The sequence below is a fragment of the Alteromonas sp. ALT199 genome, assembly GCF_018619335.1.
GTDB lineage: Bacteria > Pseudomonadota > Gammaproteobacteria > Enterobacterales > Alteromonadaceae > Alteromonas.
This window is the reverse complement of record NZ_JAHHDX010000163.1, coordinates 25,683-51,673: the sequence shown is the minus strand read 5'-3', so window position 1 is coordinate 51,673 and position 25,991 is coordinate 25,683. Positions and strand designations below refer to the sequence as shown.

Annotated in this window: 20 protein-coding genes and 2 pseudogenes; 17 read left to right on the top strand and 5 right to left on the bottom strand. The window is 44.6% G+C overall.

The window, feature by feature from the left end; all coding sequences use genetic code 11:
- Positions 1-94 precede the first annotated feature (94 nt).
- Both KL866_RS18755 and KL866_RS18750 read left to right on the top strand, forming a co-directional pair.
- Positions 95-3,265, top strand: a complete 3,171-nt coding sequence (locus tag KL866_RS18755) for a carboxypeptidase regulatory-like domain-containing protein (protein ID WP_025253951.1) — start codon at positions 95-97, stop codon at positions 3,263-3,265.
- A 193-nt stretch (positions 3,266-3,458) separates the two neighbouring features.
- Entirely contained in the window at positions 3,459-4,142 is a 684-nt protein-coding gene (locus tag KL866_RS18750) for a type 1 glutamine amidotransferase domain-containing protein (protein WP_214996455.1), read from the top strand.
- A gap of 85 nt (positions 4,143-4,227) precedes the next feature.
- On the opposite strand, the gene argR is transcribed toward KL866_RS18750, so the two are convergent.
- Entirely contained in the window at positions 4,228-4,692 is a 465-nt protein-coding gene (gene argR, locus KL866_RS18745) for a transcriptional regulator ArgR (protein WP_025253953.1), read from the bottom strand.
- Between the two features lie 237 nt (positions 4,693-4,929).
- On the opposite strand from argR, the gene mdh reads away from it, so the two are divergent.
- A complete protein-coding gene (mdh, locus tag KL866_RS18740) occupies positions 4,930-5,868 on the top strand; it encodes a malate dehydrogenase (protein WP_025253954.1) in 939 nt (312 codons plus the stop codon).
- 320 nt (positions 5,869-6,188) lie between these two features.
- Here the strand turns inward: mdh and KL866_RS18735 are convergent, their stop codons facing one another.
- Positions 6,189-6,578, bottom strand: a complete 390-nt coding sequence (locus KL866_RS18735) for a hypothetical protein (protein ID WP_214996453.1) — start codon at positions 6,576-6,578, stop codon at positions 6,189-6,191.
- A gap of 188 nt (positions 6,579-6,766) precedes the next feature.
- On the bottom strand, positions 6,767-6,937 hold the full coding sequence (locus KL866_RS18730) for a hypothetical protein (protein WP_155852380.1): 171 nt from the start codon (positions 6,935-6,937) through the stop codon (positions 6,767-6,769).
- A gap of 431 nt (positions 6,938-7,368) precedes the next feature.
- On the opposite strand from KL866_RS18730, the gene katG reads away from it, so the two are divergent.
- A complete protein-coding gene (gene katG / locus KL866_RS18725) occupies positions 7,369-9,558 on the top strand; it encodes a catalase/peroxidase HPI (protein ID WP_214996451.1) in 2,190 nt (729 codons plus the stop codon).
- A 155-nt stretch (positions 9,559-9,713) separates the two neighbouring features.
- Here katG and ppc read toward each other — a convergent pair whose 3' ends face one another.
- The gene (ppc, locus tag KL866_RS18720) at positions 9,714-12,335 is read right to left on the bottom strand and encodes a phosphoenolpyruvate carboxylase (protein ID WP_214996448.1); all 2,622 of its coding nucleotides are present in this window, start codon (positions 12,333-12,335) and stop codon (positions 9,714-9,716) included.
- 233 nt (positions 12,336-12,568) lie between these two features.
- Between ppc and KL866_RS18715 the strand changes: the two genes are divergently transcribed.
- From KL866_RS18715 to nqrM, 10 genes and pseudogenes are all read left to right on the top strand, one after another.
- Positions 12,569-13,189 (top strand): FKBP-type peptidyl-prolyl cis-trans isomerase, encoded by a 621-nt coding sequence (locus tag KL866_RS18715; RefSeq protein WP_025253958.1) that lies wholly within the window; start codon positions 12,569-12,571, stop codon positions 13,187-13,189.
- 386 nt (positions 13,190-13,575) lie between these two features.
- Positions 13,576-14,754 carry an enoyl-ACP reductase FabV gene (fabV, locus tag KL866_RS18710; RefSeq protein WP_214996446.1) on the top strand — a complete coding sequence of 393 codons (1,179 nt, stop codon included), beginning with the start codon at positions 13,576-13,578 and terminating at the stop codon, positions 14,752-14,754.
- 509 nt (positions 14,755-15,263) lie between these two features.
- Positions 15,264-16,604, top strand: a complete 1,341-nt coding sequence (locus KL866_RS18705; protein ID WP_025253960.1) for a Na(+)-translocating NADH-quinone reductase subunit A — start codon at positions 15,264-15,266, stop codon at positions 16,602-16,604.
- A gap of 3 nt (positions 16,605-16,607) precedes the next feature.
- Positions 16,608-17,810 (top strand): NADH:ubiquinone reductase (Na(+)-transporting) subunit B, encoded by a 1,203-nt coding sequence (locus tag KL866_RS18700; RefSeq protein WP_025253961.1) that lies wholly within the window; start codon positions 16,608-16,610, stop codon positions 17,808-17,810.
- Positions 17,800-18,564 carry a Na(+)-translocating NADH-quinone reductase subunit C gene (locus tag KL866_RS18695; RefSeq protein ID WP_214996444.1) on the top strand — a complete coding sequence of 255 codons (765 nt, stop codon included), beginning with the start codon at positions 17,800-17,802 and terminating at the stop codon, positions 18,562-18,564. Before KL866_RS18700 ends, KL866_RS18695 begins: the two co-directional genes overlap by 11 nt.
- A gap of 10 nt (positions 18,565-18,574) precedes the next feature.
- Positions 18,575-19,206, top strand: a pseudogene (locus KL866_RS18690) (NADH:ubiquinone reductase (Na(+)-transporting) subunit D).
- Positions 19,207-19,209: 3 nt separating this feature from the next.
- Positions 19,210-19,818: an NADH:ubiquinone reductase (Na(+)-transporting) subunit E gene (nqrE, locus tag KL866_RS18685; RefSeq protein ID WP_025253963.1), complete on the top strand. Its 609-nt coding sequence runs from the start codon at positions 19,210-19,212 to the stop codon at positions 19,816-19,818.
- A 20-nt stretch (positions 19,819-19,838) separates the two neighbouring features.
- A complete protein-coding gene (nqrF, locus tag KL866_RS18680) occupies positions 19,839-21,071 on the top strand; it encodes an NADH:ubiquinone reductase (Na(+)-transporting) subunit F (protein ID WP_025253964.1) in 1,233 nt (410 codons plus the stop codon).
- A 116-nt stretch (positions 21,072-21,187) separates the two neighbouring features.
- Positions 21,188-22,213 (top strand): FAD:protein FMN transferase, encoded by a 1,026-nt coding sequence (locus KL866_RS18675; RefSeq protein ID WP_025253965.1) that lies wholly within the window; start codon positions 21,188-21,190, stop codon positions 22,211-22,213.
- A gap of 9 nt (positions 22,214-22,222) precedes the next feature.
- Entirely contained in the window at positions 22,223-22,456 is a 234-nt protein-coding gene (nqrM, locus tag KL866_RS18670) for a (Na+)-NQR maturation NqrM (protein ID WP_014950791.1), read from the top strand.
- A gap of 45 nt (positions 22,457-22,501) precedes the next feature.
- On the opposite strand, the pseudogene KL866_RS18665 reads toward nqrM, so the two are convergent.
- A pseudogene (locus tag KL866_RS18665) lies at positions 22,502-23,275 on the bottom strand (serine hydrolase domain-containing protein); the annotation flags it as partial.
- Between the two features lie 373 nt (positions 23,276-23,648).
- On the opposite strand from KL866_RS18665, the gene dinB reads away from it, so the two are divergent.
- The 3 genes from dinB to KL866_RS18650 all read left to right on the top strand — a co-directional run bounded on the left by dinB (position 23,649) and on the right by KL866_RS18650 (position 25,975).
- The gene (gene dinB / locus KL866_RS18660; protein ID WP_214996443.1) at positions 23,649-24,722 is read left to right on the top strand and encodes a DNA polymerase IV; all 1,074 of its coding nucleotides are present in this window, start codon (positions 23,649-23,651) and stop codon (positions 24,720-24,722) included.
- Positions 24,723-24,772: 50 nt separating this feature from the next.
- The gene (locus tag KL866_RS18655; protein ID WP_118492054.1) at positions 24,773-25,021 is read left to right on the top strand and encodes a DUF1653 domain-containing protein; all 249 of its coding nucleotides are present in this window, start codon (positions 24,773-24,775) and stop codon (positions 25,019-25,021) included.
- 63 nt (positions 25,022-25,084) lie between these two features.
- Positions 25,085-25,975, top strand: coding sequence for an MBL fold metallo-hydrolase (locus KL866_RS18650; protein WP_214996436.1), 891 nt, complete (start codon positions 25,085-25,087; stop codon positions 25,973-25,975).
- Positions 25,976-25,991: the final 16 nt, after the last annotated feature.

Genomic DNA, 25,991 nt, shown 5'->3' with positions numbered 1-25,991 from the left:
TCAGGTTCTGATTAAGTCACCGGTTATATGTGGTATTTTTGCATTACACTAAACCGAGTAAAAAAGAATTTTAAACAAAAAGGGAAACACACACATGAGCTCATCAGCTAAATTCAGTCGCATTGCGGCTGCGGTTGCGCTGTCAATCGGTTTGTCTACCACTGCAATGGCGCAAGAAACGTCATCTGCAATGGAAGGCCGCATCCTTACCCCTACAGGTGCACCTGCTGCGGGAACATCTGTTACTGTTATTCATGAACCTACTGGCACTGCACGTGAAGTAGTAGTAGGTGAAAATGGCGCTTTCAACCTTCGCGGCCTTCGCGTTGGCGGTCCTTATAGAATCGTTATCGATTCTGATGAGTACCAAGACACCACTATCGATAGCGTATTCCTAGAACTAGGTAACCCATTCGGCGTTAACCTTACTCTAGAAGACGCTAGCGACATCGAAGTTATTTCTGTTAGCGGTAGCGCATTAACAGCTACAGCGTTTGGTGCAACTGGTCCGCAAACAGTATTTAACTTGGAAGCGCTTGAAAATACGCCTGCTATTAACCGTAGCATCGGTGATATCGTGCGTGTTGACCCTCGTGTTTTCGTTGACGAAAGCTTCAACGATGCTATCAGCTGTGGTGGTGCAAGCCCGCGCAACAACAGCTTGACCCTAGATGGTATTCGCATGAATGACAACTTCGGTCTAAACAGTAATGGCTTCCCGACCGAGCGTATGCCTTTCTCTTACGACGCAATCCAACAGGTAGCGGTTGAGCTTGCTCCTTTCGACGTTGAATACGGCGGCTTTACTGCCTGTAACATCAATGCCGTAACTAAATCAGGTTCGAACGAAGTACACGGCGGTGTTTTCTACGATTTCACATCTGATTCATACCGTGGTGATGAAGTTGATAGTGAAAAACGTGACAACGGTAACTACACTGAGAAGCGTTACGGTTTTAACGTTGGTCTTCCACTAATTAAAGATAGCCTTTTCCTTTTTGCTTCATACGAAAAGCTTGAAGGTGTTCAGCTTTATGATTATAACGCGCTAGGTAGTCGTGTTACTCAAGATGATATCGATCAAGTAACTGAGATTGCACAACGCGTATACGGTTATGATGCTGGCGGCACGCCTGGTTCAGCGCCGGTTGAAGATGAAAAAATCCTTATTAAATTAGACTGGAACATTAATGCTGACCACCGTGCGTCACTAATGTACAACTGGAACGATGGTTTCAGTGTAAGTCAGTCTGACACCGGTTCTACCAACTTGTCTCTTAGCAACCACTTCTATGAGCGTGGTGCTGAATTAACTAACGTTGTTGGTTCATTATTTTCAAACTGGTCTGACGATTTCTCGACAGAGCTTCGTATCGGTCACACTGACTTAGATAACCGTCAGCAGTCACTTGATGCAGCGTCTGGTTTTGCAGAAGCGCAAATTTCTACTGAAGATGGTGGCCGTATTTACATTGGTCCAGATGACTCTCGTCAATCAAACCAACTAAACTACGAAGTATTTAACTTCAAATTAGCGGGTACTTACTTCTACGGTGACCACCAAATCACAGCTGGTGTTGAGTACGAAGAAACCGACGTATTTAACTTGTTTATGCAGCACACTGTAGGTGAATACCGTTTCGACAGCATTGCTGATTTTGAAGCTGGCCTAGTTGACCGTATTTATTACAACAACTCAGCCGGTACTAACAACCCAGCTGATGCAGGTGCATCATTCGCTTACGACGTAACGACTTTCTATATCCAAGACGAGTTCTATCTAACTGATGACCTGAAAATTATGGCTGGTCTTCGTTACGATACTTATAGCTCTGACGACACGCCTCGTTTGAACGAAAACTTCACTGAGCGTTATGGCTTCGCTAACACGGCTAACGTAGATGGCATCGACCTTCTTCAGCCGCGTTTCGGTTTCACATACACAGTAAATGAAGATCTAGAATTGCGTGGTGGTTTAGGCCTTTACTCAGGTGGTAACCCGAACGTTTGGATTTCAAACGCCTACTCTAACGATGGTGTAACTAACATCGGTGTTCGTGAAAGTGTAATTGATGGCTGGACTTCAGGTTCTTCGTCAATTTTTGATGTACCGCTTACTGGCGAAGGTCGTCCAATTTTCGATATTCCTCAAGCTATGTTTGATGAAGTTGCCAATACCAGCATCACTGATGGTGACGGTAATACTAACGCGACTGCTCCTGATTTCGAAATTCCGTCAGAGTGGAAGTATGCGTTGGGCTTTACTTACATCGCTCCAGGTGATTACCTAGTTAACGCCGACATGATTTACACAGATCGTCAAGATTCTGCGATTGTTCGCGATGCTTTACTTGTCGATTCAGGTCAGAACCGTTTCGACGGCCGCACAATTTATACTGCGCTTGATTCAAGTCGTTGGACTGGTTCAGACTTCATTCTTGATAACGTAGATAGCGGTGACGGTAGTTCACTAGTGTTGTCTGTTGGCGTAAGTAAAGAGTGGGATAACGGCTTTGACATGGCTGCGTCGTATGCATATGTTGATGCAGAAGATGCTAACCCAATGACAAGCTCTGTAGCTTTCTCTAACTACACAAACTTTGCAACTAGTGATCCGAATAACCCATCTACAGCAACGTCTGACTACGCTGTTGGCAACCGCTTTAACTTCTCACTAGGTTACACCGCTGAGTTCTTCGACGGTTATTCGACGCGTTTCAACCTATTCGCGACGGCTAACGAAGGTAAGCCTTACTCATACGTTTATAGCAACAACGATGCGTTTGGATGGGATGCCGCTGACGCTCGTCAACTTATCTACATTCCAGAGCTAAACGATGCGAACGTAGTGTTTGTTGACCAACTTAACGGTGACGGAGAAGTACTTCAATCAGCAGAAGAAGCTGAAAGACTGTTTAACCGTTGGGTAGACAACAATGGCTTCGAGCGTGGTGAAATTCTAGAGCGTAACAGCGAAAGCGCTGACTGGTGGTTTAAGGCTGACTTACGTATTTCTCAAGAATTACCAGGTTTCTATGAAGGCCATAGTGCTAACGCGTTCTTCATCATTGAGAATGTAACTAACCTAATCAATGACCAATGGGGTGTTTTCCGTCAGGGAACATTCGGTGGCGACGAAGTGTTAGCTGCAGATATCAACGATGCTGGTCAATACGAGTACAGCGCGTTCTCAACGCCTGAACAAAGCGTATCTCGCAGTCCTTCTCTTTGGGAAATACGCGTAGGTGTTAACTACCGCTTCTAAGAAGTAGTAAACGCTAACTACAAGTTGTAGTGTTAGGTGCCACTTTCCTTAACAGGAAGTGGCACTTTTTTATGCCTGTGATTTATCTCTCACACTTGCCACTAATCGATCCTTCCCTTTATTTATGATCTAAGTCCCTCCACAACACGAATTAAATGACGAGAAAACTTTTAGATGCTCGCAAGGAGGGCTTATGACAAAACGTATGCTTATGGTAATGACGTCTCACGAAATTATGGGTGATACGGGTAAAAAAACTGGCATGTGGTTAGAAGAGTTCGCAGCGCCATATTACGCATTTAAAGACCAAGGCTATACGATTACGCTGGCATCGCCAATGGGGGGCCAAGTACCTATTGACCCTAATAGTCTTGCTGATGATGCCATGACAGACGACGCTATGCGTTATACAAAAGATGAACTGGCACGCAGTGCAATTGCGTCGACTATACCGCTTGAAGATGTGCGAGCAGATGAGTTCGACGCCGTGTTTTACCCCGGTGGTCATGGACCTTTGTGGGACTTGTCAGATAACGCCCATTCAATCAAATTAATTGAAGATACAATTGCAGCGAATAAACCTGTCGGCGCAGTATGTCATGCCCCAATAGTGCTTAAGGATGTTAAAACTCCTGATGGCAAATACCTAGTTGATGGCAAGCAAGTAACGGGTTTTTCAAACAGCGAAGAAGCGGCGATGGAGCTTACTGATGTTGTTCCCTATCTGGTAGAAGATGAGCTAGTTAAAAAGGGTGGTAAATACGAAAGTGCGGATGATTTCGCTGTAAAAGTCTTTACTGACGGTCTACTAGTAACAGGCCAAAATCCACCGTCATCGCGCCCCGCAGCAGATGCACTAATAAAGCTTCTATCTTAGGAAAGTCTTAGTTTATAACCTAGTTGGAAACCGCATCTTGTATGCGGTTTCTTGTTTTTTAATTGTCAGCTTTTAGTTGTCCTAGCTAAACATTTTCAAATAAATCTTCAACGCGTTGTCTTAATTCTTCAATTCTTGTCACGTCAGCAGGGGCAATAAAAATAGTATCATCACCAGCAATCGTCCCTAATACACCATCTTTTTTACTCAATGAATCAAGTAGGCGAGCAATAAGTTGTGCTGCTCCTGGGCTGGTTCTAATAATAACCATGACATTGTTGTGAACTATATCAAGTACCAACTGTTTAAGCGGACTTTTGGCGGTAGGCATACCTAATTCAGGAGGCAAGCAGTAAACCATGTCTCCTCTGGCATTTCGGGTTCGTACCGCGCCAAACTTACTTAGCATTCTAGAGATTTTGGACTGGCTGATGTTGTCAAAACCTTGTGCTTTTAAAGCATCAACAATCTCGCCTTGCGAACCATAACTTTCCGCTTTAAGAATTTCTTTAAAAGCTTTGATGAGTTGCTCTTGTTTTGCGTTTGCCATTAGCGCTCTTTTCTTTTTAAAAGGTTATCGTTAGGAATTATATTTAGTATGCGCATATTGTGCCGTACAGGTAGACTTTGCGCAATTTCTTTGCATAATCATTCATGATAATGAATATCGAGACAAAATTGCCATAAATAACGTTAATAAGACGATCCGGTGATTGAGTTTTCCCCCGCGTTGCATTAGTGTGACGTTCCGTTTAAATACGTGAAGTAATCCCATAGGAGAAATGGTATGAAAGTAGCCGTGTTAGGTGCTGCCGGTGGTATTGGTCAGGCGCTGTCTTTGTTGTTGAAAACACAATTGCCAGCAGGTTCAGATTTAGCGCTTTACGATGTCGCGCCAGTTGTTCCTGGTGTTGCCGTTGATTTGAGCCACATCCCAACTGCAGTAAAAGTAACCGGTCACGGTAAAGATGACCTTGCTGATGCACTTACTGGAGCAGACGTAGTTCTTATTCCAGCGGGTATGCCTCGTAAGCCAGGTATGGATCGTTCTGATCTGTTCAACATCAACGCCGGCATTGTTAAAAACCTCGTTGAAGGTGTAGCTGATAACTGCCCAAACGCGTGTGTTGGTATCATCACTAACCCTGTAAACACTACCGTTGCTATTGCTGCTGAAACGCTAAAAGCAAAAGGCGTTTACGACAAGAACAAGCTATTCGGTGTAACTACGCTAGATGTAATCCGTGCAGAAACTTTTGTTGCTGAACTTAAAGATCTAGACGTATCTTCAGTGCACGTACCGGTAATCGGTGGTCACTCTGGTACAACTATCCTTCCTCTTCTTTCACAAGTTGAGGGTGTTGAGTTCACAGACGAAGAAGTGTCTAGTCTAACGACTCGTATCCAGAATGCGGGTACTGAAGTTGTTGAAGCAAAAGCCGGCGGTGGCTCTGCAACCCTTTCAATGGGTCAAGCAGCAGCACGTTTCTGTCTGTCTCTTGTTGCAGCAATGCAAGGCGAGAACGTTGTTGAGTACACTTACGTACAAACTGACGACAGCGACGACGCAGCATTCTTTGCACACCCAGTACGCCTTGGCGCAAACGGTGTTGAAGAAATCTTGCCATACGGCGAGCTAAGCGCATTTGAAGAAAAAGCGAAAAACGACATGCTTGAAGGCCTACGTGGAGACATCAAGCTAGGCGTTGACTTCGTAAACGGCTAATAGTGCTTAAAGCGGATGCATTAGCATCCGCTAGAAAAGGCTGGATACGTAAGGCCTACACAGACACGCCGAGCTTCCATCCATGGAGGCTTGGCTGCAGAATCCCTGCTGCAGACAGTCTGTTACGACCTTACGTATCCAGCCTTTTTTGTTGCGTGCTCGTAGGCCTCGCCACTGCACATTTAGAATAGGAGAGCCATGTAAAGCGAAGCTTATTTAGAGCATTACCCAGCAGCTTTTCATTAATTTACTATCTAAGAAAATTACTGTGCTTGGGCTGGCTCTATGCGGTACAGCTTTATTGCGCCCATGGCTGCTGGCTAGCTCTTATGAATTGCGTAGGTGTAGCCAGAAATCATGTTGTCTGCTTGCACAAACAGGATAATGTTTGATGCAAAAGTTGTGTGTGACGCTTCAATTTCAATCACTTTGCCATCAATACTTATATTGTTAGCAGAAAAGCTTGATTGCACTTCATTGAAGGTTTTAGAACCCTTTCTATAAACCCGTAATGAACCTTGCTCGTCTTCATTTAACTGTAGTAATGCTAATTCTGGTCTGTCTAAATACTGCATTACGCCAATCCAAGTGCCGAAAGGGTGTTCGGTCGTATTTTGTTCAGCATTAGCAATTAGCTGCCCACGTTTTTCAAGGAACTTTCTAGGCGTCGATTTTGCTTCTTGTTTTATCAACTGATACGTACGAGACATATAACTCTCTTTACCTTTAAAACTCGACTCAAGTACTTTTAAATCGGTATCTAGATAAGGAGATAACGTAATCGTGCGCGTAACATCGCTCTCAATTATTGTTTTGATAGTACATCTATTTTCTATACAAACAATGTCGTCATTAGTGAAAGGTGTGCGACGCGCTTTCTTTAAACCACCTAGAATGGCTACTTCAAAAAACTGTGCTCGCCACTTTCATTTATTTGAAGCAATCGAAACGTAAGGCCATCTTCACTTATGCCTTCCCATAATCCAGTAGGTAGTTCCAATGTACTGGCGATGGAGTGGCTATTGAGCGAGAACAGCGCAACAAAGAATAATAGTAGGGATATACGCATTTTTAATCCTTTAAAATATGAGAAAAGCCGCGTGGCCGATAATATGCGTATTTAGCTAATTCTCCAATATCTTTATATCGCCGCCCTACATTCGGGCGTGCGCCAGCTTGCTAGGCCGCACGAAACGGGCTTTCATGTCCTCATAAAGCTAGCTATTTAGCTGTTGTTACCTATTTCAGTAGCGATACCTGCGATGGTTACCACCAATACGCACTTAAGGTAGTCGCTGTAAGCACTGGTCTTTTATGGGCAAGTGCTCGTGTTGCAAACTAATGCTTTCTATTATGGAAAAGCGTAAAACTTTGACTATGCTTGAATCACGCTTTTTTGATGTCGAAGGTGATGTCGCAGCGTAACTCCATAGGTTAATCCTATAACTTAACTAATATGTGAGTTGTATAACGCAAACGAACAGGCAAAGAGGATGTAATATGAGCAATGCAAAGTTAGGTGATGTGAATGATTCGGCAAAAAAATGTCCGGTCATGCATGGTGGTTTAACAGCCACGGGTACAACAGTAATGGACTGGTGGCCTGAAGCCCTAAACTTAGACATTCTTCATCAGCACGATACGAAGACAAACCCAATGGGAGAAGACTTTGATTACCGTGAAGAGGTTAAAAAACTAGACTTTCAAGCCCTCAAAAAAGATTTGACTGATTTAATGACAGATTCTCAGCCATGGTGGCCAGCAGATTGGGGACACTATGGTGGCCTCATGATCCGTATGTCATGGCATGCTGCAGGCTCCTACCGAATTGCTGACGGCCGCGGTGGCGCCTCAACAGGCAACCAACGTTTTGCACCGCTTAACTCCTGGCCTGATAACGTTAACTTAGATAAAGCTCGCCGCCTGCTTTGGCCAATTAAAAAGAAGTATGGCAACAAGTTAAGCTGGGCTGATTTGTTTGTTCTTGCCGGAACCATTGCGTATGACAGCATGGGTCTTAAAACCTATGGGTTTGCCTTTGGCAGGGGAGATATTTGGCACCCTGAGAAAGATGTCTATTGGGGAGCAGAAAAAGAATGGTTAGCGCCTAGTGATGAACGCTATGACGATGTTGATAGCCCTGAAACTATGGAAAACCCTTTGGCTGCTGTGCAAATGGGCCTTATTTACGTAAACCCTGAAGGTGTTAACGGTAAGCCAGACCCACTTAAAACGGCAGCTCATGTCCGTGAAACCTTTGCGCGTATGGCAATGAACGACGAAGAAACCGTTGCATTAGCAGCCGGTGGTCACACGGTGGGTAAATGTCACGGTAACGGCAGTGCAGAAGCGCTAGGACCAGACCCCGAAGCCGCTGGTATTGAAGAAGCTGGCCTTGGCTGGATGAACCATGAAAGCCGCAGTATTGGTCGCGATACCGTATCTAGTGGCATTGAGGGCGCGTGGACAACGAACCCTACGCAATGGGATAACGGATATTTCCACTTATTGCTTAATTACGATTGGGAACTGAAAAAGTCTCCAGCGGGTGCTGAGCAGTGGGAGCCAATTAATATCAAAGAAGAAGACAAGCCTGTTGATGTTGAAGACCCATCGAAACGCTATAACCCAATTATGACCGACGCCGATATGGCGATGAAGTTGGACCCAGAATACAGAAAAATTTCTGAAAAATTCTATAACGACCATGAATATTTCAGCGAAGTATTCGCCCGCGCATGGTTTAAGCTTACTCACCGCGACCTAGGACCAAAAGTTCGTTACATAGGGCCTGATGTACCAGAAGAAACGTTAATTTGGCAGGATCCAGTTCCAGAAGGCAGCACGTCATATGACGTTGAAGCGTTGAAGAGTAAAATTGCAGAGTCAGGGCTATCTGTTGGCGATATGGTGGCAACGGCGTGGGATAGCGCACGTACTTTCAGAGGATCGGATTTACGTGGCGGCGCTAATGGAGCACGTATTCGCTTAGCCCCACAAAAAGATTGGGAAGGCAATGAGCCTGAGCGACTATATAAGGTGCTAGAGGTCCTTGCTCCACTTGCTGATGCGGCGGGCGCAAGCCTTGCTGACACTATCGTCTTAGCAGGTAACGTGGGCATAGAAAAAGGTATTGAAGCGGCAGGGTTCAACGTGCCTGTTCCTTTCTCACCAGGACGCGGCGATGCCACTGACGACATGACCGATGCTGAATCGTTTGACCCGCTAGAGCCAATTGCAGACGGCTACAGAAACTATCTTCAAAAAGACTTTGTTGTTAAACCTGAAGAGCTGATGCTAGATAAAACCCAGTTACTTGGGCTAACGGCGAAGGAAATGACGGTACTAGTAGGCGGCATGCGTATGCTTGGCACTAACTATGGCGGAAGTAAGCACGGTGTATTCACCGATAACGTGGGCGCTCTGAGCACGGATTTCTTCGTAAATCTTACCGACATGAAATACACGTGGAAGCCGACAGGGAAAAACAGCTACGCTATTGTCGACAGGGCATCAGGTGACGAAGTGTTTACCGCTACACGCTTTGACTTAGTGTTCGGTTCAAATTCAGTATTGCGAGCGTATGCTGAGTTATACGCGCAAGATGATAGCAAAGAGAAGTTTGTTAAAGACTTTGTTGCAGCGTGGACGAAGGTGATGAACGCAGATCGCTTCGACCTTACTTGTTAGTACTTATCTTGATGTAAGTAAAAACATCTAAGCAATAAAAAGCCCGCTTCATAATGATGAAGCGGGCTTTTTTGTGATTGTCAGCTAAGCGAAGCTTTTGTAGAACAAGTAATGCGGTTATGCATTGTGATACAGAAGCCTCGCTTGTCAAGTTGTTATCCTGTGTTGCGCATTCCGATAGCGATACCGGCGATAGTTACCATCATAGCGCGCTCTAAGCTGGTGTTTTGTGCATCGTCACCGGCTTTACGGATACGATCTAGAAGTTCAATTTGCAGGTAATGAAGCGGTTGAAGATACGCTGCACGGATCTCCATCGACTCTTTACCTTGCGGGTCGTTCTTCATAATGTCGTCATCACCTGTGATAGCCAACAGTGACGAGATGCTTTCTTTAAGCTCGCTACGCAGGGCTTCACCAAAGTGTTTAAGCTCTTTAGGTACTAAACGCTCATCATAAGCTTCACTAATGCGTGGGTCCGCTTTGTGGAACACCATGTCTAGCATGGAAAGACGCGAACGATAGAACGGCCATTCGCTGAACATTTCGTTAACCACTTTCTCGTTCTCAGGGGTCTTCACGCTATCAATAGCACGCATAACGCCAAGCCAGCTTGGCAGTACCAAACGAGTTTGCGCCCAAGCGAAAATCCATGGGATAGCACGCAAGCTCTCAATACCGCCTTGTGGCTTACGCTTGGCAGGACGGCTGCCTAACGGTAGTTTACCTAACTCTTGCTCTGGTGTAGCCACGCGGAAGTAAGGTACAAACTCTTCATCGTGACGTACAGTTGCACGGTAGTTATCACGACCTTGCGCTGCCATTGCAGTAATAAGCTCACGCCACTCTTCTTTTGGTGCCGGAGGTGGGAACAACATGGCTTCAATAATAGCGCTGGCGTAAATACCTAGGCTGCGTTTAGCCAGTTTAGGCATACCGAACTTATAGCGAATAGTTTCGCCTTGTTCTGTCACGCGGAAACCACCATCTAGTGAGCCAGGAGGCTGTGAGTAAATAGCAGCATGTGCTGGCAATCCACCACGACCAATTGTACCGCCACGTCCGTGGAATAGGGTTAGGCTTACGTCAAATTCTTCTGCAATGGCAACCAAAGCTTCTTGCGATTGATACTGTGCCCAACCCGCAGCCAATGCGCCTGCATCTTTTGCTGAGTCAGAGTAACCAATCATGACAAACTGACGGCCTTTCACATAACCGCGATACCAGTCGATAGACAGGAGTTTGCGCATTACATCTGGTGAGTTGTTCAAATCGTCAAGCGTTTCAAATAGTGGTGCTACCGGCATTGGCCAGTCTACACCGCTTTCTTGAAGAAGCAGCTGGACCGCCATAACATCCGATGGCTCACTCGCCATAGAGATAATGTAAATACCAAAGCCATGCTTGCTGTGTTTCGCAATTACTTTACAGGTATCAAGCACTTCTTTTACGTCATCAGATGCATCCCATTGTGCTGGGAATAGCGGACGTTTTGAACCAAGCTCGCGCAATAAGAATGCTTGTTTGTCGGCTTCGCTCCACTGTGCGTAGTCGCCTAAACCTAGGTAGCGAGTGAGTTCGCTAAATACGTCGGCGTGGCGCTCTGAATCTTGGCGCACGTCAAGGCGTAGCAGGTGAATACCAAATACGCGAGCACGGCGGATGGTATCTAGTAGAAGGCCATTTGCCACTACTTGCATACCGCAGTCTAGTAAAGACTGATAGCAAAGCATTAAAGGCTCGATAAGCTCATCGTCGCTTTCTATCCAGTTAGACGTGTCTGGGTTTTTACCCGCTAAATAGTCGGCAATGCCGTCGCGAGTAGCAATAAATTTGTTTACTAACGGACGAAGTAGTGCGCGGTAGGGTTCGTTTGCATCGCCTACTTTTTCACGTAATTCTTCGTTGCAATCGTACATTGAAAGTTCTACTTGCAAACGATCAAGGTCGATAGCGAAAAGCTTAGCCGCGCGTTTTCTTGCCAGCAGCAATACTTGCTTGGTTACTTTTGAAGTAACAAATGGGTTACCGTCTCTGTCACCGCCCATCCAAGAGCTAAATTGTACTGGTGATGAGTCTAGCGGTAGCGATACATCGTAGTCTTCGTTCAAGCGACCATCAAGTTCGCGCATGAAGTCAGGTACCGCTTCCCACAATGAGTTTTCGATAACGGAAAAACCCCATCGCGCTTCATCAACAGGCGTTGGGCGAACTGAACGAATTTCTTCAGTGTGCCAAGCTTGAGCAATAAGGTCAGCAATGCGGGTTTCAATCTTCTTACGCTCAACATCGCTTAACGATTCTTGATGTACAGCCTGAAGACAGTCTGCTAGCTCTTTATGTTTGTGAATAAGTGTGCGACGCGTAACTTCAGTAGGGTGCGCAGTCAGTACAAGATCGATGTTTAGTTTTGCAACGGCGTCTTGTACTTTGTCAGCAGTAAGTTCTGCTTTATCTAGGTGTTTAAACAGAGCATCAATCGATGCATCGACATTCATTGCCGCGTTGTATTCTTGCTCGGCAATATTACCCAAGTTTAAGAATTGTGCGAAGGCACGACCAACAGTAAGCAAATCGCTGTCAGACATTGTTTTGAAAGTTTCTTTCAGTTCTTCGCTGCACGCAGCGTCTCCCTGATAAGAAGCTCGGCCGCCTTTTCGAATCGTTTCAATACGGTCCAGCCACTCTTGACCCAATTGATTTTTGATTGTTTCACCAAGGGTTTTGCCAAGGTATCGAACGGTATCTTTCAGTTCAGCATCGTAGTGTGTTTGCATGCTATCCTCCTAAATATATGGGCCTAACCATACTGTGTCCTTTGCGACTTGTCTAACCACTTTCGGTTATAATTTACAACATTTTGATACTTTTTCACCCTAGTTAACATTGCTCAAAGCAAGATATTTTGTGGTGTGATACACTCCTGCACCGGAAAATGCAGAAACATTCTCGCGCTATGCGTTTTGTTTGAAATTTGTACTGCATTTGTAATTTAATTTCAGGAGTTCTTGTGACTGATACATTCAATACAGTAGAAACCCAAGCAAGTTACGGCATTGGTTTTCAAATGGGTCAACAATTACAATCAAATCCGTTCGACGGACTAGCGATTGATGCTGTTGTAGCTGGCCTAAAAGACGCCTTCGCAGGTCAAGCACCTCAGGTTGATAACGACACACTACGTGATGCGTTTGGCGAAATTCACAAGCGTATGCAAGCAGTTAAAGAAGAAGCGAGCAAAGCGGTTATTGAAGAAGGCACAAAATACCTTGAAGAAAACGCGAAGCGTGATGAAGTAACCGTAACTGAATCTGGTCTTCAATACGAAGTTGTTACTGAAGGTGACGGTGAGACGCCTAATGCGTCTAGCACAGTACGTGTTCACTACCACGGCACGCTTATTGATGGAACAACGTTTGATAGCTCTTACGAGCGTGGTCAGCCAGCTGAGTTCCCAGTAGGTGGCGTAATCAAAGGTTGGACTGAAGCGCTTCAACTTATGAAAGCAGGTTCAAAGTATCGTCTATACGTACCACACGACCTAGCTTACGGTGAGCAGGGTGCGGGTGCAGCTATTGCCCCTTACAGCACGCTTATCTTTGACGTAGAACTTCTTGACGTTCTAGGTTAAAGACATCTTTACAGGGGGGTCTTCTGGCGCTCCTGTAAATTTTAACATTCTTCAACGATTCATCTTTTATTCCCTTTTATCTTCTAGTCTAACCCTTTCACTTTTTAATTCATGGTTTGTAGGCGAATAACGCACTAGCAATCCAAGTGAGTTTGCGTGATGCTTTTTCAAATCTAAATATGTGATGCTACTATGTTTTGTTGGTGAGAATGCGTGTATGCGATATGCTGACAAAAGCGTATTATACCAATCCGCATAGATAATTACCTACTCAGCAATTATCTATGCGAATTGGTATGAAAGCTCAGTAGGACTCCATCTGCTCCGAGTTGTTATCAGTGGCTTCGGTATTACAATAGCCCCACGCTCAAATAAGGAAAATTATTATGGTTATCAAGCCTAAAGTGAGAGGCTTCATTTGTACAAACGCGCACCCTGTTGGCTGTGCAACATCGGTTGAAGAACAAATTGCTTATGTAGAAGCAAAAGGCGACCTAGGTGAAGGCCCTAAAAATGTACTGGTTATTGGCAGCTCTACAGGCTATGGATTAGCGTCACGCATTACTTCTGCGTTTGGCTATGGTGCAAAAACACTAGGTGTGTGCTTTGAAAAAGCACCGACGGAACGCAAAACAGGAACCGCTGGTTGGTACAACACGGCAGCATTCCACGAAAAAGCCAGAGCGAAAGGCCTCTTTGCAGATACTATCAACGGCGATGCCTTTTCTGATGAGATAAAAAACGAAGCTATTGAAAAGATCAAAGCCGAAATGGGCAAGGTTGACTTGGTTATTTATAGTCTTGCGTCTCCTCGCAGAACCGACCCAGAAACTGGAGTGACTTACAAGTCAACGCTTAAGCCAGTAGGCGAGGCATACACAACAAAAACTTACGATACAGATAAAGATAAAGTGCATGAAGTGGCGCTCGAGCCTGCCAATGACGATGAGATCCTCAATACCATTAAAGTGATGGGTGGCGAAGATTGGGAACGTTGGATGGACTTCCTACGCGATGCTGATGTGCTATCAGAAGGCTGTAAAACCACTGCCTATACCTACATTGGTAAAGAGCTTACATGGCCTATCTACGGTCAAGCAACTATCGGCAAAGCAAAAGAAGACTTAGACCGCGCTGCAGCTGCTATTATTGGTAAAAACAGTGACTTGCTTGTACAAGCAAACGTGAGTTCGTTAAAAGCGCTAGTTACCCAGGCCAGTTCAGCTATTCCAGTCATGCCGCTTTATATTTCACTTATTTACAAAGTAATGAAAGAAGAAGGTACTCACGAAGGCTGTATTGAACAAATTCATGGCTTATTCACACAGTGTCTGTTTGGAAATACGCCTACGTTAGATGAAGCAAATCGCTATCGCATGGACGGCAAAGAAACCAACGATGCTACCCAAGCGAAAATTAAGGCGCTATGGGATCAAGTGACACAAGAGAACTTTCATGACTTAAGTGACTACAAAGGTTACCACCATGAGTTCCTCAAGCTGTTCGGTTTTGACATTAAAAATGTGGATTACGACAGTGAAGTTGACCCATTGGTTAAGTGGTAAAACCTAAACTTACCATTAATTAACTTAATGCAATTTGTGCAAAAGCCGTCTGATTTGACGGCTTTTTTGTACCTAAATACAGTTTGATATAGGGCGTGGTTGCGCAAAATGTAAATGAATAAGACCAAAGGTTTACATTAAATTGTAGAAAAATTTGCCTTTATCTTGAAATAGCGTGGCACAAACGTATGGGTTAATGCTAAAATCCCGAAATTAAGTAGAGGTCTTTTCTGCCTCTACCAAAACAGCAGTGGCGATTGCAGCTACACAACAACAATAATAAGTGTAAATTTCTGCTGGTGGTCTATAAAGAAAGGGCGAACAAAGCGTCCGCTAAAGGAATTATGCGTTACGGCTTCATAACAGGCTGACCGTAGCAATTGCAGCAAGTTCCATCAATCAACAAAAAAGGTGTCTAACACCTGTTAATAGTGCGTTTTTGCATGCTGACAGGCAGGTTTTCTGCGGTCATGCAAAAGGGTATTTCTATTAGAGTAGTGCAATTACATATGATAAAAATCAAGAAAGGTCTCGACCTCCCAATTGAGGGAGCGCCAAAGCAGGAGATTGCTGATGCATCTGCTGCAACGCGCGTTGCCATTCTGGGAGAAGAATATGTGGGTATGCGCCCTACCATGCACGTCCAAGTTGGCGATGTAGTGAAGAAAGGTCAGGTTCTTTTTGAAGACAAAAAGAACCCCGGCGTTAAATTCACTGCTCCAGCTGCGGGTGAAGTGGTAGAGGTTAACCGTGGTGCAAAACGTGTTCTTCAGTCTGTAGTTATCAAAATGAACGGCAGCGATGCTGTGTCATTTGATAAAGTTGCAGCTGACCAGATCGCGAGCGCAACACGTGAGCAGCTTCAGTCAATCCTTGTAGAGTCAGGCATGTGGACAGCGTTACGCACACGTCCATTTAGCAAATCGCCTCAGCTAGACTCTGTACCAAACTCAATTTTCGTTACAGCAATGGATACTAATCCACTTGCAGCAGATCCTGCTGTAATTATTGCTGAGCGCCAAGACGATTTCGTAAATGGTCTTAAAGCGCTAACGCAATTGAGTGGTGGCAAAACTTACGTTTGTAAAGCAGCAGGTGCTTCTGTTGCTACTGGCGATGCGGCAGTTGATGTTGAAGAGTTTGGCGGTCCTCACCCTGCGGGCCTACCGGGTACTCATATCCACTTCCTTGATTCAGCCGGCATGAACAAAACGGTTTGGCACATCAACTACCAAGACGTAATGGCTATTGGTGCATTGCTAACTACAGGTGAATTAGATAACCGTCGTGTCATCTCACTTGCAGGTCCTGCTGCAACAAACCCACGCCTAGTGCGCACTGTAATTGGCGCAGACGTAACCGAGCTAACTGCGAACGAGCAAGTAGACGGTGAAGTACGTGTTGTTTCTGGTTCTGTACTTAACGGTACCACTGCCATGGGCGTACACGGTTTCTTAGGTCGTTTCCACACCCAAGTTTCACTATTAAAAGAAGGTCACGAAAAGAAATTGTTCGGTTGGATCCTACCTGGTTCAAACCAACACTCAGTGACACGCGCTTACTTAGGTCACCTAAGTGGTAGCAAGAAATTTGATATGACAACAACTACCAATGGTTCAGAACGTTCTATGGTTCCAATTGGTAATTACGAACGCGTTATGCCCCTAGATATCATTCCTACGCTTCTGCTTAGGGACCTGATTTCTGGTGATACTGACGGTGCTCAGACGTTGGGTTGCTTAGAGTTGGACGAAGAAGATTTGGCATTGTGTACTTATGTATGCCCTGGCAAATACAACTACGCTCCTATCTTACGCGACTGTTTGACCACGATAGAGAAAGAGGGTTAAGTCATGGGTTTAAAAGCGTATTTAGAAAAAATTGAGCCGGATTTTGAGCCGGGTGGTAAGCATGAAAAATGGTACGCGCTTTACGAAGCTGCAGCGACCATCTTTTATACGCCAGGTAAAGTAAACAAAGCTAACACGCACGTGCGCGACAGCATTGACCTTAAGCGCATCATGATCATGGTATGGATGGCAACATTCCCAGCTATGTTCTTCGGTATGTACAACATTGGTTTCCAAGCGCAAGAAGCTATTGCAGCTGGCGCGGGAACGCTACCTGACACATGGCAGGCGGGTCTTTTCACTGCATTAGGTGGTGATCTGACAAATGCTGGCATTCTAGGTCTATTTTTCTACGGTGCATGTTTCTGGTTACCTATATATGCAGTAACTTTTGCTGTTGGTGGTTTCTGGGAAGTGCTTTTCGCTTCTGTGCGTAAGCACGAAGTTAACGAAGGTTTCTTCGTTACATCTGTGCTGTTTGCACTAACACTTCCAGCCACTATCCCTCTATGGCAAGTAGCACTAGGTATTACCTTTGGTGTTGTTATTGCTAAAGAAGTATTCGGTGGTACAGGTCGTAACTTCCTTAACCCAGCACTGTCTGGTCGTGCTTTCCTTTACTTTGCATACCCTGCACAAATCTCAGGTGACCAAGTATGGGTAGCAGCAGATGGTTATTCTGGTGCAACGTCTCTTAGCCAAGCAGCTTGGGGCAACCTAGACTACGCTGATATGACTAAGTGGATGGATAGCTTCATCGGTACTATCGCGGGTTCTGCCGGTGAGGTGTCTACACTAGCTATTATTCTTGGTGGCTTGTTCATCATGTACATGCGTATAGCAAGCTGGCGTATTGTTGCTGGTGTAGCGATTGGTGTGGCCTTCTTCGCAACCTTGCTAAACCTAATTGGTAGCGATACTAACCCTATGTTTGCAATGCCTGCACATTGGCACTTTGTTGTTGGTGGTCTTGCTTTTGGTATGTTCTTTATGGCGACAGACCCGGTTTCTGCGTCGTTTACAAACCAAGGTAAGTGGGCATACGGTATCTTCATTGGTTTCATGACGGTACTAATCCGCGTCCTAAACCCAGCCTTCCCAGAAGGTGTAATGCTAGCAATTCTTTTTGCTAACTTGTGGGCGCCACTGTTCGACTATTTCGTCGCACAAAGCAACATCAAGCGGAGGGTAGCACGTGTCGGCTAAGAAAGAATCTTTAGGCAAAACTATCGGTGTAGTAGTAGCCGTATGTTTAGTTTGTTCAATTGTTGTTTCTGGCGCGGCTGTTGGCCTTCGCTCTCTACAGCAGACAAACGCGGCTCTTGATAAAAAGAGCAACATTCTTAACGCTGCAGGCCTTTACGAAATGGGCATGAGCAATAACGTTATTGAAAGCACGTACAGCGAGCGAGTAGAGCAGCGTTACGTAAATCTTGAAGAAGGCACGTTTGTTGAAGCGCCTGCTCCAGATTATGATATGTATAAAGCTGCTAAGCAGACTGAGTACAGCACAAAGGTAACTAACAGCAATGTCGGTTTCCAACGTCGTCCTAACGTGGCGAGTGTTTACTTAGTGCGTGACGACGCAGGTGATGTATCTCGTATCATCCTTCCTGTTCACGGTAGCGGTCTATGGGATCTTATGTACGGATTCTTAGCGATAGATGCAGACGGCCAAACGGTTCGTGAGCTTATTTACTATCAGCAAAAAGAAACGCCAGGACTAGGTGGTGAAGTGCAAAACCCTGCGTGGCAGGACAAATGGGACGGCAAAGAGCTTTACGAGAATGGCGAAGTTGCTATTCGCGTAGTGAAAAATGCTAACCCTAGCAATCCTCACACTATCGATGCGCTTTCAGGTGCAACCCTAACAAGTAACGGTGTTGAAAACACAATTCGTTACTGGGTAGGCGAGCAAGGCTTCGGCCAGTTCCTGAAGAACCAAGCATGGCGTTCATAAGGGAAGTCTCATGGCAGATACTAAAGAAATGAAAAAGGCCCTCTTTGGGCCAATCCTGGACAACAACCCGATCGCCCTACAGGTATTGGGTATCTGTTCAGCACTGGCAATTACCACTAAGCTGGAAACAGCATTGGTAATGTCGCTAGCGCTTACAAGCGTTGTAGCGTTCTCAAACTTGTTTATTTCACTTATTCGTAACCAGATTCCATCTAGCGTGCGAATTATTATCCAGATGACCATTATTGCGTCATTGGTAATCGTTGTTGACCAAATCCTAAAAGCGTATTCGTATGAAATATCGAAGCAGCTGTCGGTATTCGTTGGTCTTATTATTACCAACTGTATCGAATGGGTCGTGCTGAAGCCTACGCCATGAAGAGCCCACCTCTGATGAGCTTCCTTGATGGTATTGGTAACGGCTTGGGTTACTCTTTCATCCTAATTGTTATTGGTACAATTAAAGAGCTATTTGGTTTCGGTACTATTTTAGGTTTCGAAATCCTTCCACTGGTTCAAAACGGTGGCTGGTATCAAGGTAATGGTCTGTTAATTCTACCATTCAGCTCATTCTTCTTAATCGGCGGTATGATTTGGGTTATCCGTACCATCCGTCCTGAGCAAGTAGAGCCTAAGGAGTAAGTCATGGAACATTATTTGTCGTTATTTGTTCGCTCAATTTTTGTTGAGAACATGGCGTTATCACTTTTCTTAGGTATGTGTACCTTCCTTGCGGTATCTAAGAAAGTTAAAACTGCTATGGGTCTTGGTGTAGCGGTAATCGTGGTACTAGGTATCTCGGTTCCGGTTAACCAAATTATTTATGTAAACATTCTTGCTCCAGGCGCACTAGCATGGGCAGGTTTCCCAGAAGCTGACTTAAGCTTCCTTAACTTCCTAACCTTTATCGGTGTTATTGCGGCATTGGTACAGATCCTAGAGATGAGCTTAGATAAGTTCTTCCCAGCGCTTTATAACGCACTAGGTATCTTCCTTCCGCTAATTACCGTTAACTGTGCAATCTTCGGTGGTGTAGCATTTGCGGTTCAGCGCGAATACAACTTTACTGAGAGTATTGTATACGGTGTAGGTAGTGGTATGGGCTGGGCAATTGCAATTGTGTTGCTTGCGGCAGTACGTGAAAAGCTTAAGTATGCTGATATGCCTGATGGTGTTCGTGGTCTTGGTTCTGTATTTATGATCGCGGGTCTAATGGCACTAGGCTTCCAGTCATTCACTGGTATTCAGCTGTAAGAAAGCTCGGGAGCATATAAATGAATAATGTAGAAATTTATCTAGGCGTAGGCATGTTCATTGCCATCGTTCTAGCGCTGGTATTTATTATCATGTTTGCCAAGTCTAAATTGGTACCAAGCGGTGATGTTACTATCACTATCAACGGTGACCCAGACAAAGCAATCAAAACAGAGCCAGGTGGTAAGCTACTTGGTGCTCTAGCTGACGCTGGATACTTCGTATCTTCTGCGTGTGGTGGCGGTGGCTCATGTGGCCAGTGTCGCGTAGATGTGCATTCAGGTGGTGGTGAAATTCTACCAACTGAGCTAGACCACATCACTAAAGGCGAAGCACGCGAAGGCTGCCGTCTTTCATGTCAGGTTGCTATCAAGCAAGACATGGAAATCGAGCTAGAAGAGTCTGTATTTGGAGTTAAGAAGTGGGATTGTGAGGTTATCTCTAACGATAACAAAGCAACCTTCATCAAAGAGCTTAAGCTTAGAATTCCTAATGGCGAAAGCGTACCTTTCCGTGCGGGTGGCTATATTCAGATTGAAGCGCCAGCTCACCACGTTAAGTACAAAGAGTTCGAGATTCCTGAAGAATACCGCGGTGACTGGGAGCGTTTTGGCTTTTTCGACATCGAGTCTAAAGTAGACGAAGAGACAATTCGTGCTTACTCAATGGCGAACTACCCAGAAGAAGAAGGCATTATTATGTTGAACGTGCGTATCGCTACGCCGCCACCTAATAACCTAAGCCTGCCTGCTGGTAAAATGTCATCGTACATTTGGAGCCTAAAAGAAGGCGATAAAGCGACTATCTCTGGTCCGTTCGGTGAATTCTTCGCGAAAGAAACTGAGAATGAAATGGTATTCGTAGGTGGTGGTGCGGGTATGGCCCCAATGCGTTCACACATCTTCGATCAGCTTCGTCGCTTAAAGTCTAAGCGTAAGATGAGCTTCTGGTACGGTGCACGTTCACTTCGTGAAATGTTCTACACAGAAGACTTCGACGAGCTAGCAGCTGAGAATGATAACTTTGAGTGGCACGTAGCGCTTTCAGATCCTCAACCAGAGGACAACTGGGAAGGTTACACAGGGTTTATTCACCAAGTACTTCTAGAGAATTACTTGAAAGATCACCCTGCACCAGAAGACTGTGAGTTCTACATGTGTGGACCACCTATGATGAACGCGGCCGTAATCAACATGCTTAAAGATATGGGTGTTGAGGACGAAAACATCATGCTAGATGACTTTGGTGGTTAATCTACTAAGCAGACAAGCATTTCAAAAAGGGGCGTAAGCCCCTTTTTTGTTTAAGCTTAACGCAATAACGTACATAAAGGCTTTACGGCTTTGTACATGTTAGTAAGGACAACAATGTGATTCGTTTTGGTATTCGAATTTTTCTCGCTTTTTTTGCTATAGGTATACTTGTACTTGCTAGCTGTAGTGACGAAAAAACGCCTGTAGTTCACCTTCAAGGGCAGACAATGGGTACAACCTACAATGTAAAATACCTTGTAGCTGAAGCGGCGATAGAAGGCTTACAGGCTGAGATAGATGCTCGCCTTGTTGACGTTAATAAGATGATGTCGACCTACGACCCTACTTCTGAACTTTCACGCTTTAACCAATATCGTTACACCGATAATTTCTCCGTATCACCAGATACCTTAACCGTGGTAAACGAGGCATTGCGATTGGCCAACCTTAGTGGCGGCGTACTTGATGTTACTGTTGGTCCATTGGTTAACTTGTGGGGGTTTGGCCCAACGAAGCGCCCTGAAAAAGTGCCAAGCCAAGCCGATATTGACGATATTCGCGAATATGTGGGCTATAAGAAGCTATCAACCACACCTACAGGTTTAAAGAAAAGTCACCCCATGCTGTACGTCGACTTATCGACCATTGCCAAAGGCTTTGGTGTTGATGAAGTTGCTGAGATCCTTGAAAAGCACGGTATAGAAAACTACCTTGTGGAAATAGGCGGTGAAATGCGTGTGAAAGGAGAGCGAGGCGACGGTAGTGAATGGCTTATTGCTATTGAAAAGCCGGTTACCACCGAACGCGCTGTTCAGAAAGTCGTCTCAATAGGCGAAAACGCGGTTGCTACATCAGGTGACTACCGTAACTATTACGAAGAAGGTGGCGTACGTTACTCGCACCTAATCGACCCGACTACGGGTAAACCTATTTCGCATAACTTGGTGTCAGTCACCGTCGTTCACCCTTCATCTATGACATCGGATGGTTTGGCTACGGCGTTCAACGTAATGGGGTGGAATCAAGCAATAGCGGTTGCCGAGCAAGAACAACTTGCTGTATTCCTCATTCGTCGCACAGAAGATGGATTTGAAGAGTATGCGTCGCCAGAATTTGATAAACTGGTCACAGTTCATAATTAGGGGGTAGCTATGTCTACATTCATTCTTGCTTTTGGTTTCTTTCTAACAATGGTGCTGGCTATGGCCGTTGGTTACCTATTTCAGAAAAAATCAATCTCTGGAAGCTGTGGTGGCTTAGGTGCACTAGGTATTGAAAAAGCCTGTGATTGTCCAGAACCGTGTGATCGTAAAAAGTCACGTATGGAAAAAGAAGAAGCCCGCCAGAAAAAGTTAAACGAGTGGAAGCAAAACCAAATTTTGTAATGCTTAATCTCTCGTTGGCTTAAGTTATAAAAGCGCTGTTTGATGCTAATCAACAGCGCTTTTTTTGTTTAAATCATGTCTTAAAATATTAGATATATGCCACATATCGCTGTCGCCATAATATTTAAGCGAGTTTCCTGTATGAACTATTACTATTTGTAAATCAGGTATGACGTAAATATTCTGACCTAAATTTCCTGAAGCAAAAAACTGCTTAGTGCCATCACAATTAACATGTCCCCACCAATGTAAGCTGTAATATGTTCTCTCGCAATTTTCGCTATTGAACCAATTTGGATATTGTATCTGCGAAGAAGCTAAAGTTTCTGAAGTGCTTAGTTTTATCCATGACGCCGAAATCAATCGTTTTCCGTTCAAAACACCATTATTGAGGTACAAAAGACCGAATTGTGCATAATCTATTGCTCTTGCTACCAGTCTACTTGGTACATATTCGAAACCAGACTCATCATTGTCTACTGAAAAAAGTGCATCGTATTCCATTGAAGTGTGCCATAGCTTTTCTTTTAAATATTTAGATACCGTTAGGCCTGTTGCCTCTTCGATGATCAACCCGAGAAAACTCGTGTTGTAGTTGTTATATTTGAACAACTCACCAGGTGCCGATTCGATCTCTATTTCGTTAAGCAACCTATTTCTTAAGTCATCATGATAGTAGCCTACGGCTTCGTCATGCCAAGGAGAATGAATACCAATAATGGGAATTATATCGGTGTTGTATTTCAAGCCAGATTTCATCTCCAAAAGATGACGAATTGTAATGAGATGAAACCGCTTATCTCTATTTCCTAATTGAGGTAGGTATCGAGAGGTATAAAGCTAAACTAACAACGAGTAAGCAAAGAAAGGGAATTGGGAATATAGCCAATTTTTTCATAAACAATCCGTGTCATGTGTTATTAAGTATAACTACAATAGAAATTTATATTTTACTTGTAAACATATCATTAAGTTGTGCAGAGTTTAGCGAATGAACGTTTTCTGTGTCTTTGGTCCGCTCTCATTACTCAGTCTAAGCCTCAATAGCTTTAGCTGTTAAGCGTCGTGTTGATTACAAAAAGACCTTGCAGTAAGTGTAAATTACTATTGAGTAAGTGTAATTTATCCTCACAAGTATTATACTGTATTTTTGTACAGTTTTACTTTTACAGCTAAAGAATAAAGGCGGACAATGCGAAAAATTATCCACGTTGACATGGATTGTTTTTACGCCGCAGTTGAGATGCGCGACAACCCAGCTTTGCGCAATATTCCAGTTGCCATTGGCGGCAGTGCCGACCGTCGCGGTGTTATCTCTACCTGTAATTATCCTGCCCGTAAATTTGGTGTGCGTTCAGCCATGGCTACCGCGTATGCATTAAAACTTTGCCCAAATCTGATTTTAGTGAAAGGGCGCATGGAGGTGTACGCTGCTGAGTCGCATAAAATACGTAAGATTTTTGCAGATTATACCGACCTTATTGAACCCCTATCATTAGATGAAGCCTATCTGGACGTTACTAACAGTGAGTTTTGCGGTGGCAGCGCTACTTTAATCGCTGAAGAAATACGTGCTCGTATTGAAAGCGAACTTGGTCTTACCGCTTCAGCAGGTGTCGCGCCTTGCAAATTCGTGGCAAAAGTAGCCAGCGATGAAAACAAACCTGACGGCATCTGCGTGATCACGCCCGATAAACTTGAAGAGTTTGTACGTGAAATGCCGCTAAAGAAAATTCCAGGCGTGGGCAAAGTTACCATGCAAAAGCTTCAGCGCATGGGGCTTAATACGTGTAACGATGTTCGCCAGTATCCTTTCGAACGCATTCAAAAAGAACTGGGTAAGTTCGGTAGTGTACTGTGGGAAAGGGCTCATGGCATTGATGAGCGAGAGTTGTCAGTATCTCGAGAGCGCAAGTCTATAGGCGTAGAGCGTACGCTAAGCGAAGATATTCATACTATCGAGCAATGTATCGACTTTTTGCCCCATTTGTTTGAAAAGCTTCAGGAACGAATGGAGAACCATAAGAAGCGGACGGGCAAGCCTGTGCGTATTCGCACCCAAGGCGTAAAGCTTAAGTTTAACGACTTTCAGCTAACCACTGTTGAGCATCGCTGTGCCACGCTAGATGAAGCTTATTTTCGTACATTAATGCAGGAAGCTTTTGAGCGAGCAACAGGGCGTGGCATCCGTCTTGTCGGCGTGCATATAGGCCTCGCCGCCGACCAATCAACACAACAGCTGCTTTTGCCTTTTGAGCCGATTTAATTAACACTAGTGCCCTATTCTCTAACGTAACACTTATCTTAAAGGTCACTATGGACTCAAGACAACTTAAAACACCTGGTCGTTACAAGCATTATAAAGGCAATTTATACGATGTTTACGAAGTCGCCACCCACTCAGAAGACGAAAGCAAGCTAGTGGTATATCGGCCGTGTTATGGCGAAAAGGCGTTATGGGTTCGCCCTCTGGATATGTTTTTAGAGTCAGTGGAAAAAGACGGAGAGACACTCCCTCGCTTTGCTTATGTGGGAGATATCCCTAATGACGAAAAAATGATCTAATTGTGAAATTAGGTCATAGTGTAAGAGGTCTTATTTAAACAGACTTCTTACAAGGAAATAATAATGAAAACTGCCCCTCGTTTTAGCGCACATATTATGGCTGCGCTCATTGCTGCTAGCCCTTTGTTTTATTCAACGATTAACACCGCAAATGCGCAAGACAGATTTGCCGATGTCGAAGTTAAAGCTACAGCGATTAAAGGCTCAGTGCACATGCTTACAGGTGCAGGTGGGAACATTGGTGTATCTGCTGGGGAAGATGGTGTTCTTATCATCGACGATCAATTTGCGCCACTGGCGGAAAAGATAGCGGCGCAGCTTGGTGAACTAGGCAGCGACAAGCCTAAATATGTAATAAACACGCATTATCACGGCGACCACACAGGCTCTAATGCATTTTTTCACAGTCACAAAGGCGCGACCATTTTGGCCCATGAAAATGTACGTGTTCGCCTAGCAAATGATGAGAAGATAAAGCCGGAAGCCCTGCCAACCATTACCTATGAAGATGGAATAAAAATTCACTTTAATGGTGAAACCCTACATGTAATGCATTTAGCGGTAGGTCACACCGACGGCGATAGCGTAGTGTGGTTCGAGCAACCTAACGTAATGCACACGGGCGACTTGTTCTTTAATGGTCGTTTTCCCTACATTGACCAAGGTGCAGGTGGCAATGTAGAAGGCTATATGGAATCGGTAGAGCATTTGCTAGCGAAAATAGATGACAAGACCATAATCATTCCCGGTCATGGCGATATCAGCAATAAGCAAGAATACACCGCGTTTTTAGCTATGATCAGCGAAACTTTCAACTACGTGAAAGTACTTAAGCAAGACGGTAAAACTCTTGATGAGGTTAAAGCGATGGGCTTAGATGAAAAGTGGGCCGACTGGAGTTGGAATTTCATCAATGAAGAGAAGTGGATAACGACGCTCTACAAAGATGCGTAGAAGCTGAATTTATTTA

Excerpts from the sequence above, each read along its gene's own strand:
- fabV (WP_214996446.1), top strand. The coding sequence starts at position 13,576 with ATGGTTATCAAGCCTAAAGTGAGAGGCTTCATTTGTACAAACGCGCAC.
- KL866_RS18755 (WP_025253951.1), top strand. The coding sequence starts at position 95 with ATGAGCTCATCAGCTAAATTCAGTCGCATTGCGGCTGCGGTTGCGCTG.
- ppc (WP_214996448.1), bottom strand. The coding sequence starts at position 12,335 with ATGCAAACACACTACGATGCTGAACTGAAAGATACCGTTCGATACCTT.
- KL866_RS18730 (WP_155852380.1), bottom strand. The coding sequence starts at position 6,937 with ATGCGTATATCCCTACTATTATTCTTTGTTGCGCTGTTCTCGCTCAAT.
- KL866_RS18735 (WP_214996453.1), bottom strand. The coding sequence starts at position 6,578 with ATGTCTCGTACGTATCAGTTGATAAAACAAGAAGCAAAATCGACGCCT.
- nqrM (WP_014950791.1), top strand. The coding sequence starts at position 22,223 with ATGTCTACATTCATTCTTGCTTTTGGTTTCTTTCTAACAATGGTGCTG.
- nqrE (WP_025253963.1), top strand. The coding sequence starts at position 19,210 with ATGGAACATTATTTGTCGTTATTTGTTCGCTCAATTTTTGTTGAGAAC.
- argR (WP_025253953.1), bottom strand. The coding sequence starts at position 4,692 with ATGGCAAACGCAAAACAAGAGCAACTCATCAAAGCTTTTAAAGAAATT.
- dinB (WP_214996443.1), top strand. The coding sequence starts at position 23,649 with ATGCGAAAAATTATCCACGTTGACATGGATTGTTTTTACGCCGCAGTT.
- KL866_RS18650 (WP_214996436.1), top strand. The coding sequence starts at position 25,085 with ATGAAAACTGCCCCTCGTTTTAGCGCACATATTATGGCTGCGCTCATT.
- katG (WP_214996451.1), top strand. The coding sequence starts at position 7,369 with ATGAGCAATGCAAAGTTAGGTGATGTGAATGATTCGGCAAAAAAATGT.
- KL866_RS18655 (WP_118492054.1), top strand. The coding sequence starts at position 24,773 with ATGGACTCAAGACAACTTAAAACACCTGGTCGTTACAAGCATTATAAA.
- KL866_RS18750 (WP_214996455.1), top strand. The coding sequence starts at position 3,459 with ATGACAAAACGTATGCTTATGGTAATGACGTCTCACGAAATTATGGGT.
- KL866_RS18700 (WP_025253961.1), top strand. The coding sequence starts at position 16,608 with ATGGGTTTAAAAGCGTATTTAGAAAAAATTGAGCCGGATTTTGAGCCG.
- mdh (WP_025253954.1), top strand. The coding sequence starts at position 4,930 with ATGAAAGTAGCCGTGTTAGGTGCTGCCGGTGGTATTGGTCAGGCGCTG.
- KL866_RS18705 (WP_025253960.1), top strand. The coding sequence starts at position 15,264 with ATGATAAAAATCAAGAAAGGTCTCGACCTCCCAATTGAGGGAGCGCCA.
- nqrF (WP_025253964.1), top strand. The coding sequence starts at position 19,839 with ATGAATAATGTAGAAATTTATCTAGGCGTAGGCATGTTCATTGCCATC.